The sequence below is a fragment of the Sulfurimonas sp. HSL1-2 genome (assembly GCF_039645565.1).
Taxonomy (GTDB): domain Bacteria; phylum Campylobacterota; class Campylobacteria; order Campylobacterales; family Sulfurimonadaceae; genus Thiomicrolovo; species Thiomicrolovo zhangzhouensis.
The window spans coordinates 2257384-2271287 of record NZ_CP147914.1 but is presented as its reverse complement, the minus strand read 5'-3'; the positions used below and the strand labels follow the sequence as shown (position 1 = coordinate 2271287).

Below are 13904 nucleotides of genomic sequence, written 5' to 3'. Positions count from 1 at the left end.
AAACTTTGAGAGTGGGATCGTGAAGACACTACAGTGGTATCTAAGGAAGTATAATAATTAATGAGTAAATCAAATACATTATCAAATATTATATATATATGGGCATTGCTTGGGGGCAAACGGCGTTGGCAGTTTGCAGGACTTATTTTTTTACTGATTATGTCTGTTTTTGCAGAAATGATTAGTCTGGGTGCAGTTGTTCCTTTTTTGAGTGCTTTGACAGATCCACAGATGGTTATGGACAATAAATGGCTGCAACCGGCAATACAGCAAATGAAAATTGATTCAGCTGAGGCACTTTTGCTGCCTATGACAATTGCTTTTGTTGCAGCTGCTGTTTTTGCTACAGGCCTTCGAGTCACTCTGCTTAGAGTAAATACTCGTTTAGCGGCAAGTATGGCTTTAGACCTACGTTCTGAAATATATCGACGCACACTATATCGACCCTATGAGTTTCATATAGCAGAAAATAGCAGTAAACTGATTAGTATTGTGACTGAAAAAGTTGGGGCAGTAATTAGTGCTGCAATTATGCAGGTACTTATGATGACAACATCTCTTTTGTCAATAATCAGTGTTGCTGTGGCTCTGTTGATTATTAATAGCGATGTTGCTCTTGTATCCTTTGTGGTTTTGGGAGGTGGTTATTTTCTGATTGGAAGTATTTCAAAAAACATACTCAAACGTAATGGTCAAATTCTCTCTATAAATCAACCTCTCGCAATTAAACAACTCCAAGAAGGAATAGGAGGCATTAGAGATATTATATTGGATCATTCACAGGAAGAATACATAAAAAATTACACTGCTTATGTCAAAAAAAATCAGTGGGCCGGGAGTAATAATGCTTTCGTGTCCCAGCTTCCAAAATCGATATTGGAACTTACAGGTATTATATTGATAGCAGGCTTGGCTTATAACATACAAATGCAAGGGAAAGAGGCATTACCTATTCTAGGTGCATTAGCTCTGGGTGCACAACGTCTCTTACCTTCATTACAGCAAGTCTATTACTCTTGGTCACTTGTTATAGGTAATCAGGCTGTCATAAACGACGTCGTGTCTTATTTGGATATTGTACCGGAAACAAAGAATATCAGTGAGCCCACGTCTAATCCAATTGAATTTAATAAAAAAGTTGAACTGAAAAATATAAGTTTCAGATATGCAGGATCAAAAATAAAGACCCTCAACAATGTGACGATCACTATACCGAAAGGTTCGCGTGTGGGAATTATTGGTCCTACAGGCTGCGGAAAGAGTACATTGCTCGATATAGTGATGGGATTACTTAAACCTTCTGATGGGCAGCTGGTAATAGACAATGTTGTTGTAGACGAAAATAATTCACAAAGTTGGCAAAAACAAGTCGCCCATGTTCCTCAAAGCATTTATTTGTCTGACGCAACAATTGAAGAAAATATCGCATTTGGTATTTCAAAAGATCGAATTGATCTTGAAAGAGTCAGAGAAGCTGCCAGGCAGGCACATCTAGATCATTTTATTGAAAAACTTCCTAATGGTTACGATACCTATGTTGGTGAGCGAGGGGTACAGCTCTCCGGAGGCCAGCGTCAGCGTATAGGAATCGCCCGTGCTTTATATAAGAAGACACCCGTGATTGTCTTTGATGAAGCCACCAGTGCTCTTGACAGTAAAACTGAAGCTGTCGTTATTGAAGCCATAGAATCTCTTGGTAATGAAGTGACAATTATTATGATCGCACATCGTTTGAGCACATTAAAAGGTTGCAACTCGGTCTGCAGATTGTCGGAAGGGCAAGTTGTCGAATACGGATCTTATATACAGGTCTGTAGTTCAACAACAGAGTCCATTTGAATGTCGATAGATATTTCGTAGACACATGTAAGGGTATACACGATGATACATAGAGAAATATCAGATCGAAAATTTCAAATGGACTCTTTGGACGGTCTCCGTGGCTTTGCAGTTTTGATCGTTGTTTTGAGCCATACGAGCAATTATGGGCTATTCTTTTTCCCCTATTTGAATTTCAGTGGTATTGGTAAATCGGGGGTATACTTGTTTTTTTTGCTAAGCTCTTTCTTGCTCACATTGCAATTATTAGATAAAGGCAAGCAGATTTTTACTTTGCCAGTTATGCTCCACTACTGGCAGAGAAGGGTCTTACGTATTTATCCACTTTACACTATCTATTTGGCAGTTGGTTTACTAAGTACATGGGGTATCACTGTATTTTTTGGTAAACATGGTGTAGGAATTCCTTTTAGTTTAGACTGGCAAGGCTTTTTTCAACAAATGTTTTTGTCCGCTGGCAAAGGTGTGACTTGGAGTATCGCTGTAGAGTTCAAATTTTATTTTGTACTTCCAATTTTTGTGTTTGTGATCGTTTTGATAGAAAAGTACGGATTATTTGTTACTACATTATTTTTTTTATTAATCTTGTCAATGACTCAAGTAATATCACCGCAAAGTGCATCTGAAGTAAACGATATAAGATTGTTGCCATATATGCCAATATTTGTTTTAGGCGTTTTTCTCGCCGTAATTCAAAATTATATGCAGAGAAGACAAGTCAATAAAGCATTCGAAAAAATTATGAAATATTTGGGATATTTAGGAGTAGTTGGTATTGTTGTCATGACGCCACTGATTTATTCGGCAATTGTAAACCCTGTGCCAAGCAATTATTTTCATAAACAATTTATTTTATATGCATTGTTTTGGTCCCTGGTTTTACTTTCATCTGTCAATGTGAAAGGAATGTTGCAGCAGTTTTTTACATTGCCGATTTTGCGTTTTTTTGGAGCTTTGAGCTTTAGCCTTTATTTGTTTCATCCAGTTTTCATAGAGATTATTCTCAGATTAAAGATGAATTCATATTTAAGTGCGTGGATAGTTCTGTTGGCAGCTACTCTCGCTGCGTACGTTTCATTTGTCTTTTTAGAAGGTCCAATTTCAAAATATAATTTATTGAAGAAAAATACAGAGGGAAGGAAGTGATTCATAATGATAATAAGTGACAAGTATAAGTTTGTTTTTGTGCACATACCAAAATGTGCAGGTAGTTATGTCCGAGATAAATTAATTGCTTATGATGATACTAATGGCATGTTCACAAAGCGAGTCGCTTATCATCAAGACCTGGGGTTGCTTGATTATGTTCATTTACCTCTAAGTACTTTGCAACAATATTTTCCGGAAGAATATGCCAAGATAAAAAACTATTGGTCATTTGTAATAGTTAGAGACCCATATAAACGTTTTCCATCCTCATTTTCTCAACATGTTTTGATGTATGAGAAAAAACGGATATATAATTTAAAAAGAAAAGAAATCACACGAAGTCTTGATAAGGCAATAAGTTATCTCAGTCAGTATGGAGATCAAAAGCAGTTGCCTGCAGAATATATACATTTTCAAAAACAGAAAGATTACATTTATTTCGAAGAAGAAAAAATCATTGATTCTTTATTCTTAATAGACGATCTCCATACCTGTCAAGAAGTATTTAAACAAAACACTGGTTTGGATATTCTATTCCACAAAAATGATGACAAAATCAATGAAATGGTCGTTGTTAAAAATCAAGCATTGAAAACTACACTTGATTTCGTCAGACCTCTGTCTGATATGGTTACCAAACATTTTTCTGAAGAGGTAAAACAGTATATTAGGTCTTTTGTATATGTACCGCGCGATAAGAGGTTCAAGGATATTTTCCAAAGTAATTACGTGCTGGATTTTGTCTCAAATTACTATAAAGAAGACATAGATCTAGTTGATCGTACGGGTAAGGTCTTAAAGAAAGTGAAATTACAAAAGACGGAGGAGAATCTATAGCGGATGAAAAAAGGACTATCTCTTATTATTGTCAATTATTTTTGTGAAACGTATATCGAAAAGTTGGTCGATAGCGTTTTGTCGAACGTGCAGTTGAAGAACCTTGAAATCGTTATTGTCAGTAACAGTATTCCCGCATTTCAGTGGACGGATGAATATCAGCATGAATACAATATTAAAATTATAAACAATCATGGAAACGAAGGATTCGGACGCGCTATAAACAAAGGCGTTGAAAATTCCCAATATGATTATTTTTGCATGGTAAATCCCGATATGGAATTGGTGCAGGGAAACATTTTGGATGAGTTGTATGGTTATTTCCAAACATTGCCGGATGACGTCGGCGCACTAAGCTGCTTGATTAACAATGATGACGGGACGCGGCAACATACTTTTTTTATGCAGAAGGGTATTGCGAAAATGAGGTTCCTGAAATTTATGGTCAGGGGCCTTTTGCCGTACAGAGTAAAACAACTGATTTCCAAAGACAGGTCGGGGGAGTTGGAAGAACTCATAAAAAAGAGCGAACCGTTCGAAGTGGGCGGTTTTCATGGGCCTTTTGTGATGATGCGCCGTTCTGCTTTTTTTGACGTGGGCGGATTTGATCCCGACTTTTTCATGTATGCGGAAGATATTGAATTGTTCAGGAACAGGTTTTACAAAAAATATAAAAGCATGGTTTATCCGAAAGTCGGCCTGGTCCATTTTTCCGGCAAAACGGACAAATACGGTCTCATGTCCAAGCAATCGATAGTTTCTTATATGCTGTATCTGAAAAAACAGGGCAATTATTTTCTTGGAATATACGTTTTTTTCAGAACGATTAAAAGTTTGCTTTTATTATTATTTTCACTTTTCAAAGGCAAAAAATATGGACGAGAAGCTTTTCAGTTCTTGTCTACCTTGAAATACGTTAAAGCGATAGTTTTGACACCAAGAGGATTTCATACGCGCGTCACCAGTTTAAAGATAGATGAAATTCCTGATTAAAGTTGCCAACCGTTAAAATGATACTTGGAAAGGGTAGATTTGAGTATTAAAGAAGAACGCATTCCTAAGATTATTTGGACATATAGGGAGCAAGGATTTGGGAACTTCCTTTTGATTGTCCAAAATTATATTCAATCCTGGCGAAAATGGAATCCGATTTGGGACATTAAGCTTTTGGATAAAAACAGTTTATTGAGGCCTGGCCGATTTAGACAAAAAGCAGTTGAGCAAATCGATTTCTTTAAATGGTTGCTGTCAAAGAACAAAATTTTGGGCTACATTCCTGTTTAATAAGGTTTTCAAAATTTATTCTAATCCATTAATGCAATAGAAGATAGATGAAATTTTTTTATTTTTAAATAGAAGGACAAGATCATGGTAGTCTTTTTTCACATTCCAAAAACAGCGGGAACGACTCTCTATGGAATTTTAGAACAACAGTATGAAAAAATATTTACAATCAATGGGCGTGATAAGGAGAAAACCTTACAAAAACTTGTTGAAATGGATGCAGAATCAATGAGAGAATTTGACTGTGTTCAAGGGCATTTGACTTTTTCAATGCGCAAACATCCAGCTCTGAAAGATCAAGATCTTACATTTTTCAGTTTTTTTCGTGATCCTGTTAAATGGTTCGTTTCTAACTATACATATGTTAGAAAGCAGCAGTTGAATAGATTTCATGATGTGGCTTTGAATATGAGTATGGATGAATGGTTGTTATTCCAAAAGGAAGAATATTATGACAACATACAAAGCAGACATCTATTGGAGCGATTACCACTATTTAATCCAGAGAATCTTGAACTTGATTTAAATAAAGTCGATAAAGATGAATTAATAGCAGAATTGTTTGATAGGCTCAATAGCATTAATTATGTATTCACTACGGATAATTTTGATAGTGCCCTTTTATTTCTTTATTCTGAGCTGTCCTGGAGAAAAAAGCCTTATTATATTTGGCTTAATGCCTCTTCGAAAGTGTCAAAGGATAAACTCTCTCCAAAAACTCGAAAAGATATTGAAGCAGTGAACTGGCTTGATATGATTTTATTTCAAGAAGTTCAAAAAAGAGAACAAGAATATCTAAATAACATTTCAGATACAGCTGTGGAAAAATTCCAAAAAGTTAACAAAAATTGGAAATATTTACAGTATTTTAGATGTTGTTTTAAGTAGAGAAAACTCGATTACTTTGGAAGCTTAAAAATGTTTATAGACAAAAGATTCAATAAATATCCCATTTCATTAAAAGAGTTTTAATGGATAATCAATTTACTATTCCGCAAACTATCTGGATGTACTGGGAACAAGGGTTCGAAAATGCACCGTTGGTTGTCAAAAAATGTGTTGAATCATGGAAAAGGCTCAACCCAGAATGGGACATTAGACTCTTGGATGAAACCAGTTTGACTGAATACGTCCAACTGGATCTTCCGGAAGAAAAGATCTCTTCTCTTCTTTTGGCACACAAATCTGATCTCATCCGTTTGAAGCTGCTTGATGCCTATGGTGGAGTTTGGGCTGATGCAACGACGTATTGCATGAAGCCTTTGGACTCTTGGCTTAATGGAGTGTCCGGAACAGGTTTCTTTGCATTTGACAGACCAGGGCCTGGGCGATTGCTTTCAAACTGGTTTTTGGCTGCAGAAAAGCACAATAGGATTATTTCCAAATGGCATAGGTTATTACATGAATTTTGGGATAGAAACACTTTTCCGAAACCTGGCAGGTATAGACAAAAACTGGTTAAAAGGGTCGGCCTTCATCTCAATGGTGATTGCCAACGAACAAAGTATTGGTTTTTGCCACTGTTTACGAAGGTCTTTAAAATTTACCCTTATGCTGTAATGCATTTCTTGTTTGAGAGGTTGATCTCCAATGATGCAGAAAGCAGAATTATTTGGCAAAAAACAAAAAAAATAAGTGCTGATGGTCCGCACGCGCTGCAGTTTGCTGGGCTACTGACTCCGTTGAGCGAAGAGCACAAAAAACTTGTGGATGAAAGTGATGCCCCAATGTTCAAACTGACATATAAAGGTTTCGAAGCGGGAAAATATCCTTCATCTTTATTATGGTATCTGTTAGAAGGTAGAGACCTTGAACAAAGAGAGCAGGCCAAAAAATGATGACGACCATTATTAAAGGAGTATGGGTTTGCAGGTATGTATAGCAATTCTGGGGATGCACAGAAGCGGGACATCGGCACTCGGCGGGGTGCTGCACGCGCTTGGTATTTCAATGGGGCAGACGCTTGTAGAAGCGAAGAAACATAACCCGAAAGGCTACTTCGAAAACAAGAAGATTATAGATTTTAACGATTACGTGCTCTTCCCCATACTGGAACATACATGGGATGATCTATCGCTTCTGCCGGAAGGATGGGAGGAACATGAGGAGGTAAGAGGTCTTTATTCGATTGCCAAAGAGATCATACGGGATGATTACTCACATGAGAAACTTTTCGGTGTCAAAGACCCGCGACTTTGCATTTTATTCCCATTTTGGGAAAAAGTTCTCCGTGACTTGAATATAGAAATAAAGGTGATTCTGCCATATAGAAATCCGGAGGAAATATATCGCTCACTGCAGAAGCGCGACGGTTTCAGTAGGGAAAAAACATTTTTAATGTGGGTAAAATATGTTCTTCTTGCTGAATATTATTCCCGCAAATATCCACGGGTTGCCATTGCCTATTATGATCTGCTTGGAGAGCCAAAAGAAACCGTTAAAAAAATATTTCAACGACTTTACGTCGACGTTGAAGATATGGATAGTAAGATAGATCATGCAGCGCTTTTCGTGGAAAAGGGGCTTAAACATTATAACGGGGACAACTCTCTTGTCTCTCCTGTACCTATATTTGTACAGGAAACCAATGAACTCTACCTGCAACTTATTGCAGGCGATCCGGGCCTTGAACAGGCGTTTGACAGGGTGAGAGAAGAATACATGACCAATACTTCCTTTTTTTTACATGATAATAAAGAGCTGATTGAACAAAAATTCAAGCTCCATATCAACAACAGGAAACTTAGCCATCGTCTTCGTAATCGGCTAAAACCCATATACGAGTTGTATAAACATAAAATGAATAAAGACTGATGATGACAAAAGTTATACTCATCCCTGAATTTTTCCCCTATGGTATTGCAACGGAAACATTTTTGGAGTCAGAAGTTAAGTATTGGGCTGAACGTAAAGATGTTGAACTAATAATTATGCCAATGAAAGTGGGAGATGACAGTCGGCAGCTTCCGAGTAGCATAAAAGTGGATCAGTCATTTGCCAATTATCTTAATAAACATGGCAATCATAGAATTAGTAGTAAGTTTTATAAAATCCTTTATGCAATAAGAGTTTTATTTACCACTATGTTTTGGACAGAAATATTTGCACAAAAGATTTTTGATATTGCCAAAATAAAAGATCTTATGCTTTCAATGAGAAAATACTTTGTGTATAAGCATTTTTTTGGATCGTTACAAAAACAATATCCTGAAGCAATTTATTATACCTATTGGCACACAGAAGTTACATATGCTTTACAAAGAATTCTGAAAGGCTCGAGGAACAAGTTAATCACAAGAACGCATAGATTTGATCTTTATGAAGATACTACATTACATAATTACATGCCTTTGAGGCGGCAGTTTGTTAGAGGACTGGACCATATATTTACTATCACGGATTCGGGGATAGATTATCTTTCAACTACCTATGGGTTTGACAAAAAAAACATAACAACATCTAGGCTAGGGGTTGATGATAAGCAGATAAATGCAAATGCGACGGGAGCAGGAATATTTCATATCGTCTCATGTTCGGCCTTAAGGCCAGTCAAACGGGTAGATAAAATCATAGATCTTTTGGGGAAGCTTTCTGAGCAATATCCTGGAGTGTCTTTTGTTTGGTCACATATTGGTGATGGTCCGTTAGAAAAGCAAATTAAAGAATATGCTTTTACAAAACTTTCTCGGAAAGAGAATGTTCAATACAACTTGCTTGGAATGCTTTCTAATGAAGATGTCTATAGTTATTATGAAAGTCATGCAGTTGATGTATTTATCAATGCTAGCGAGTCCGAAGGTGTTCCAGTTTCGATGATGGAGGCGATGAGTTGCCATATTCCTGTTGTGGCTCCAGATGTCGGCGGTATTTCCGACATGATTGAGGATGGATACAACGGAAAATTACTGAGTGAAAAGTCAGAGGTAGATGAATATTTCATTGCCTTTACGGATCTTTCTTTTTTTAAAGATACAGCTATACGGGAAAATGCCTATAAAGTTTTTAAAGATAAATATCTTGCTTCTGAAAATTATAGGCAGTTTATTTTGTATTTGATTCATTTATGTGATGATAGAATTAGATAAAATGTCCGCTATTTTGATTATATCCCCTGAACCGTGGAAAGGGCATTTCGTCAGTAAACATCATTACGCGGTTAACCTCGCTGCGAGAGGTTACGGGGTTTATTTCCTGAACCCACCCGATGCATCCCTGTCCGGGGTTAGAATCGAGAAGACAAATCATGCGAACCTGTGGGAAGTATCCGGACCGATGGTTGCGAAGGGACTGCGGTTTTACCCGGCCGCTGTGCGCCGCCGGCTGGAAGCACGATGGCTCAGAGCGCTTGAAAAAAAGGCGGGCAGAAGGTTTTCTGCGATCTGGCTATTTGAAAACTCCCGTTTTTTCGACATGAAATTTGCAAAAAATAGGCTAAAGATCTACCACCAGGTGGACCTGAACCAGGACTTCCATGTTGTTGATGCAGCATCGTCGGCAGATATTTGTCTTGCAAATACAGATGCGATCTTGCGTAAGATCCTGCCATACAGTGACAGGACATATAAAATCCATCATGGTGTTTCCATGCCTTCCGCACTACTTCCACTCTCGGAAGAACAAAAGGGTCGCTTTTTTGAGAATGGCATTAATGCCGTGTATGTAGGAAACCTTGAGATTCCATACCTTGATACGAAGCTTCTTGGCGAACTCGTAAAAGCATTCCCGGCAATCCGGTTCCATTTTATAGGCAAATATAGCGAAGACGGCAGCTTGTACAAGCAATGCAAGGATAGTGAAAACATAAGATGGTGGGGGGCAGTTAAGAGTGAAATGATTCCTTCGATCCTGTTGTATTGCGATATTCAGCTCTTGACGTACAAAGTCGAAAGTGATTGGGAGAAAGAGCAGATGGCAAGTCCACATAAGCTCATGGAGTATTTATCCAGCGGGAAAGTCGTCGTCGCGACCTATACGGACGAGTACAAAGACAAACCCGGACTGCTTGAAATGGTTGATAGACCGGGAAAGTATATTGAGAAATTTTATGATGTCGTTTCGAATATTGATGATTACAACAGCAATACAAAACAGACTGTACGCAGAGCTTTTGCACAGGAGAACACCTATCCTAAGCAGCTTGACCGTATAATCACAATTTTAAATAAACATAATTTGAAATTCTAACAAGGTCCGGAGTGATGAGGAACAGGCGCAAGATCGTTATTTTTCTTTATAACCGTCTGTTCGATCAGGTAAACCAGTCCAATTTCTGGCTGTACATAAAAGATCTTCTGGAAGATAAAAACAGTCACTACCGCTTTCACGTCGTCAGTTATGAGGACCCCGCATATCCTCTGACGGACGAACAGGAAGCACTGGTGGAATATTGGAAAAGTCTCGGACTGGGGTGGACGCCCCTGACCTGGCACCGGGGAAAAGAGCTTGGCAAAAAGTTCATCGACCTGTTCAACGGCTTTATGGTCGTCACAAAGCTACGTATACATGGGTATAAATATATCGCGACGCTGGCATCGATAGCTGGTACGTACGCATATGTATACAGTGTGCCGCTTCGCATGCGTCTGTTTATGTATTCATTCGAACCGCATAGCGAATACGGCCTTGACAGCGGATGGTGGACAAAAGAGAGTCGTCAATACAAAATCACCCATTTTCTGGAAGAAAAAGCGGCAAAATCCGCTGCAGTAATAGGGTCGGGTACGGTTTTTATGCAGGAGAGACTTGAGAAAGTATGGAAGTCAAAGGCAAAATTTGTCAAATTGCCTACAGCTGCAAATGACGAAAAGTTTGTTTTTAATGAAAAGGATCGGACAACAGTAAGAAAAGAACTGAATATTCCAGAAGATGCCTGGGTGCTGTACTACCCTGGGAAATTCGGCGACCTTTATTATCGCGAAGAGTTTGCATGGATGTACAAATGGTTAAAAGAGGAAGATGAGAGGCTGCATCTGCTGATTGTAACACCGCATACGGATGCCGAGGTGAAAACACTGTTCGATGTAGCGGGGGTGCCCCCGGAGGACTACACCGTTACCCATAGCGATTATGCGGATATCCACAAATACAACAGTGCCGGCGACTTCGCAATCATTTCCGTTCCGCCGGGCCCTTCCAAAAAGTTTACTTCCAGTATCAAAGTCGGAGAGTACCTGTGCTCCGGTCTCCCTTTTCTGGTCGTGCGCGGGGTGTCGGAAGATTACATCTATGCCGAAGAAAGGGATGTCGGGGTCGTCGTGGAAGATTTCAGCAAAGAAGAGATCAAAAAGGCATGGCCGAAGATCAGAGAGTATTTGACACGTGACGATGCGGCATTGCGGAGACATTGCCGCGAGGTGGGCCTGGAGTACCGCGGCTACAGCCGTTTGAAACTGCGTTTTGCCCAGGCGCTGCACTATCTGACGGAGACGGAATAATGCCGAAAAAGATCAATCTTCTGTTTGTGAGTATTGCTTTTCCGCCAAAAAGCGATCCGGAGTGTCTGCAAACGGCCAAGTACTTCAAATATCTTGTCAGGGATCAGGGCTTCGAAATAGATGTGGTAACATCGACGGACGACACGGTGAACATGCCGGCCGATCAGAGTCTTGTCCGATACGGCAAGGGATACCGGCAAATGATACAGGCTGGGTTTTTTGAAAACAGGTATGTCAGTTTTCTGCTTAGAAAAATTCATCCCGACATTCTGAAGTATCCCGATTCGAAATTTAGATTTTACAGACAGTGGAAGAAGGTAGTCAAACGGCTTCAAAACAGGCCAGATGTGATCTATTCCCGGTCATATCCCCTGTCGTCGACGCTGATGGCGTATTATCTGCAGAAGCATTACAAAGTACCCTGGGTATTGCATCTCAGCGACCCCTGGACGCTGAACCCGCTGCATGATTTCGGAAAAGCCGGGCGATGGAACGCGTCGATGGAAAAAGCCTGTTTCGAGGATGCCGCATGCATTGCTTTTTCGTCGTCGAAGACCATGGAACTGTATCGAAAAAAATATCCGGATTTCACGGAGAAATTCAGGCTTTCCCCGAATGTTTTCGACCCTGAGGATAAAACCCCGCAAACGTATAAGCTCAAGGATAAACTGACGGTGGTTTACACGGGCGGCCTGGTCGGCGAAAGAAGCCCCGAAAAGCTTTTTGAAGCGATCGCAAACATGGAGCGTGAACGGCCAGAAGTCCTCCGGGACTTCGATTTTGTATTTGCCGGCGCACTGGACCGTAAAAACCGGGCGTTGTTCGACCGGGAAATCATGGGGGTGAGGCATATCGGCAGTCTCTCGTTTCCTGATGCGCTCAAGCTTCAGCGGCAGGCCGACATGCTTCTCGTCATAGATTCGCCGTTTCACAATCCCGAAGATGCACAGTTCTTTCCTTCCAAGCTTCTCGACTATATGCTGATGCAGCGACGGATCATTGCACTGACCGATCGGGGCAGTATGTCATGGGAGATTATCGAGGGTCAATTAGGGAATTGTTTCGCTCATGGCGATACCGAAGGCCTCAGTACTGCCTTGATTGACGCATGGCATGCATGGAAAAGGAAGGACGAATCGTATTTTATGCTTGATTCACCGGATGATATGTATGCAGCCGACTACAATGTAGAACGTTTAGGCCAAATTTTCAGGGAGGTTGCAGGTGAAAAATAAGATTGCGATTATATTGGGAACAAGGCCGGAAGCGATCAAGCTCATTCCAATCTATCTCGAACTGAAAAGGAGTGAGAACTTCGAGCCTGTACTAATCTCCACCGGACAGCATGAATCTATGCTTCAGCAGATTTTTGACTTTTTTGCCGTGCAGCCGGACTTTAAACTCAATGTGATGGAGCCCAATCAAACGCTGTCCGGATTGACATCGAAACTGTTTCGGGAAATCGGCGCGCATTTCAGTGAGCATCAGTATGCTTATGTCATGGTTCAGGGAGATACAACGACCGCGTTTGTCGGGGCAGTTTCCGCACTGTACTACAAATATAAGATTGTTCATGTGGAGGCCGGACTGCGGACGCACGACAAATGGGCTCCTTTTCCGGAAGAGAGCAACCGCAGGATGATAGGCAGCATAGCAGACATCCATTTCGCCGCCACCTTGCCCGCCGTCGAAAACCTGAAAAACGAAAATATCACGGAAAATGTCGTGCTGGTCGGTAACAGTGTCATCGACAGCCTGCTGCTTGCCAAGCAGAAAATCGAGCAGGATATCGGACACTACGAACGGCAGTTCGTGTCGATTACGGAAGGACAAAAGACCATCCTGGTGACGGGGCACCGGCGAGAAAGTTTCGGAAAGGGGTTTGAGCAGATTTGCCTCGCGCTGGCTACGATCGCCGAGCAGAACCCAGATATACAGATCATCTACCCGGTGCATCTTAACCCGAATATACAGGAAGTGGTCTACCGTTTGCTGGATGGATACGCCAACATTCGCTTGATCGAACCCCTGCCTTACGACGAGCTTGTCTATCTCATGATGAAGTCGTGGATGGTCCTGACGGATTCCGGCGGTATCCAGGAAGAGGCACCGACGCTGAACGTGCCGCTGATTGTGATGAGAAACACGACGGAACGCAGCGAGGGTATTACCAGCGGCTGCAGCGTGCTGGGAGGAACGGATGCCGAAAAGATATTGGGAGCATTCAATGATATTAAAAACTCTGAAGAGCGCTACAATCGGATGGCAAAAGCGGATAACCCGTATGGGGACGGTACGACTTCCAAAAAGATCGTCGGTTTTCTTGCTTCGATACCGTTGAATGCAGAGTAGCGGAGCGTT

Annotated in this window: 13 protein-coding genes; all 13 read left to right on the top strand. The window is 40.6% G+C overall.

Annotation, left to right across the window (positions count from 1 at the left end):
* The first annotated feature begins 60 nt into the window (after window positions 1-60).
* The 13 genes from WCX18_RS11550 (at window position 61) to wecB (ending at window position 13895) form a co-directional block, all read left to right on the top strand.
* Window positions 61-1839, top strand: coding sequence for an ABC transporter ATP-binding protein (locus WCX18_RS11550; protein WP_345988019.1), 1779 nt, complete (start codon window positions 61-63; stop codon window positions 1837-1839).
* Between the two features lie 42 nt (window positions 1840-1881).
* Window positions 1882-2985 (top strand): acyltransferase, encoded by a 1104-nt coding sequence (locus tag WCX18_RS11545; protein ID WP_345988017.1) that lies wholly within the window; start codon window positions 1882-1884, stop codon window positions 2983-2985.
* A gap of 6 nt (window positions 2986-2991) precedes the next feature.
* On the top strand, window positions 2992-3825 hold the full coding sequence (locus tag WCX18_RS11540; RefSeq protein ID WP_345988014.1) for a sulfotransferase family 2 domain-containing protein: 834 nt from the start codon (window positions 2992-2994) through the stop codon (window positions 3823-3825).
* Window positions 3826-3828: 3 nt separating this feature from the next.
* Window positions 3829-4818 (top strand): glycosyltransferase, encoded by a 990-nt coding sequence (locus tag WCX18_RS11535; protein WP_345988012.1) that lies wholly within the window; start codon window positions 3829-3831, stop codon window positions 4816-4818.
* A 24-nt stretch (window positions 4819-4842) separates the two neighbouring features.
* Complete coding sequence (locus WCX18_RS11530; RefSeq protein ID WP_345988009.1) at window positions 4843-5109, top strand: hypothetical protein; 267 nt, start codon at window positions 4843-4845, stop codon at window positions 5107-5109.
* A gap of 84 nt (window positions 5110-5193) precedes the next feature.
* Complete coding sequence (locus WCX18_RS11525) at window positions 5194-5997, top strand: sulfotransferase family 2 domain-containing protein (RefSeq protein WP_345988006.1); 804 nt, start codon at window positions 5194-5196, stop codon at window positions 5995-5997.
* A gap of 83 nt (window positions 5998-6080) precedes the next feature.
* The gene (locus WCX18_RS11520) at window positions 6081-6947 is read left to right on the top strand and encodes a capsular polysaccharide synthesis protein (RefSeq protein WP_345988004.1); all 867 of its coding nucleotides are present in this window, start codon (window positions 6081-6083) and stop codon (window positions 6945-6947) included.
* A 22-nt stretch (window positions 6948-6969) separates the two neighbouring features.
* Window positions 6970-7923 carry a hypothetical protein gene (locus WCX18_RS11515; RefSeq protein ID WP_345987998.1) on the top strand — a complete coding sequence of 318 codons (954 nt, stop codon included), beginning with the start codon at window positions 6970-6972 and terminating at the stop codon, window positions 7921-7923.
* A complete protein-coding gene (locus WCX18_RS11510) occupies window positions 7923-9194 on the top strand; it encodes a glycosyltransferase (RefSeq protein ID WP_345987996.1) in 1272 nt (423 codons plus the stop codon). The genes WCX18_RS11515 and WCX18_RS11510 overlap by 1 nt, the downstream gene beginning before the upstream one ends.
* Window position 9195: 1 nt before the next feature.
* The gene (locus WCX18_RS11505; RefSeq protein ID WP_345987993.1) at window positions 9196-10293 is read left to right on the top strand and encodes a glycosyltransferase; all 1098 of its coding nucleotides are present in this window, start codon (window positions 9196-9198) and stop codon (window positions 10291-10293) included.
* Window positions 10294-10307: 14 nt separating this feature from the next.
* Window positions 10308-11543, top strand: a complete 1236-nt coding sequence (locus WCX18_RS11500) for a hypothetical protein (protein WP_345987991.1) — start codon at window positions 10308-10310, stop codon at window positions 11541-11543.
* Window positions 11543-12778 (top strand): glycosyltransferase, encoded by a 1236-nt coding sequence (locus WCX18_RS11495; RefSeq protein ID WP_345987988.1) that lies wholly within the window; start codon window positions 11543-11545, stop codon window positions 12776-12778. Before WCX18_RS11500 ends, WCX18_RS11495 begins: the two co-directional genes overlap by 1 nt.
* Window positions 12768-13895, top strand: coding sequence for a UDP-N-acetylglucosamine 2-epimerase (non-hydrolyzing) (gene wecB / locus WCX18_RS11490; RefSeq protein ID WP_345987986.1), 1128 nt, complete (start codon window positions 12768-12770; stop codon window positions 13893-13895). The genes WCX18_RS11495 and wecB overlap by 11 nt, the downstream gene beginning before the upstream one ends.
* Window positions 13896-13904 lie beyond the last annotated feature (9 nt).

Coding starts and splice junctions, on each gene's coding strand:
- WCX18_RS11520 (WP_345988004.1), top strand. CDS start 6,081: ATGGATAATCAATTTACTATTCCGCAAACTATCTGGATGTACTGGGAA.
- WCX18_RS11540 (WP_345988014.1), top strand. CDS start 2,992: ATGATAATAAGTGACAAGTATAAGTTTGTTTTTGTGCACATACCAAAA.
- WCX18_RS11495 (WP_345987988.1), top strand. CDS start 11,543: ATGCCGAAAAAGATCAATCTTCTGTTTGTGAGTATTGCTTTTCCGCCA.
- WCX18_RS11545 (WP_345988017.1), top strand. CDS start 1,882: ATGATACATAGAGAAATATCAGATCGAAAATTTCAAATGGACTCTTTG.
- WCX18_RS11510 (WP_345987996.1), top strand. CDS start 7,923: ATGATGACAAAAGTTATACTCATCCCTGAATTTTTCCCCTATGGTATT.
- WCX18_RS11505 (WP_345987993.1), top strand. CDS start 9,196: ATGTCCGCTATTTTGATTATATCCCCTGAACCGTGGAAAGGGCATTTC.
- WCX18_RS11535 (WP_345988012.1), top strand. CDS start 3,829: ATGAAAAAAGGACTATCTCTTATTATTGTCAATTATTTTTGTGAAACG.
- WCX18_RS11500 (WP_345987991.1), top strand. CDS start 10,308: ATGAGGAACAGGCGCAAGATCGTTATTTTTCTTTATAACCGTCTGTTC.
- WCX18_RS11550 (WP_345988019.1), top strand. CDS start 61: ATGAGTAAATCAAATACATTATCAAATATTATATATATATGGGCATTG.
- WCX18_RS11525 (WP_345988006.1), top strand. CDS start 5,194: ATGGTAGTCTTTTTTCACATTCCAAAAACAGCGGGAACGACTCTCTAT.
- WCX18_RS11515 (WP_345987998.1), top strand. CDS start 6,970: ATGGGTTTGCAGGTATGTATAGCAATTCTGGGGATGCACAGAAGCGGG.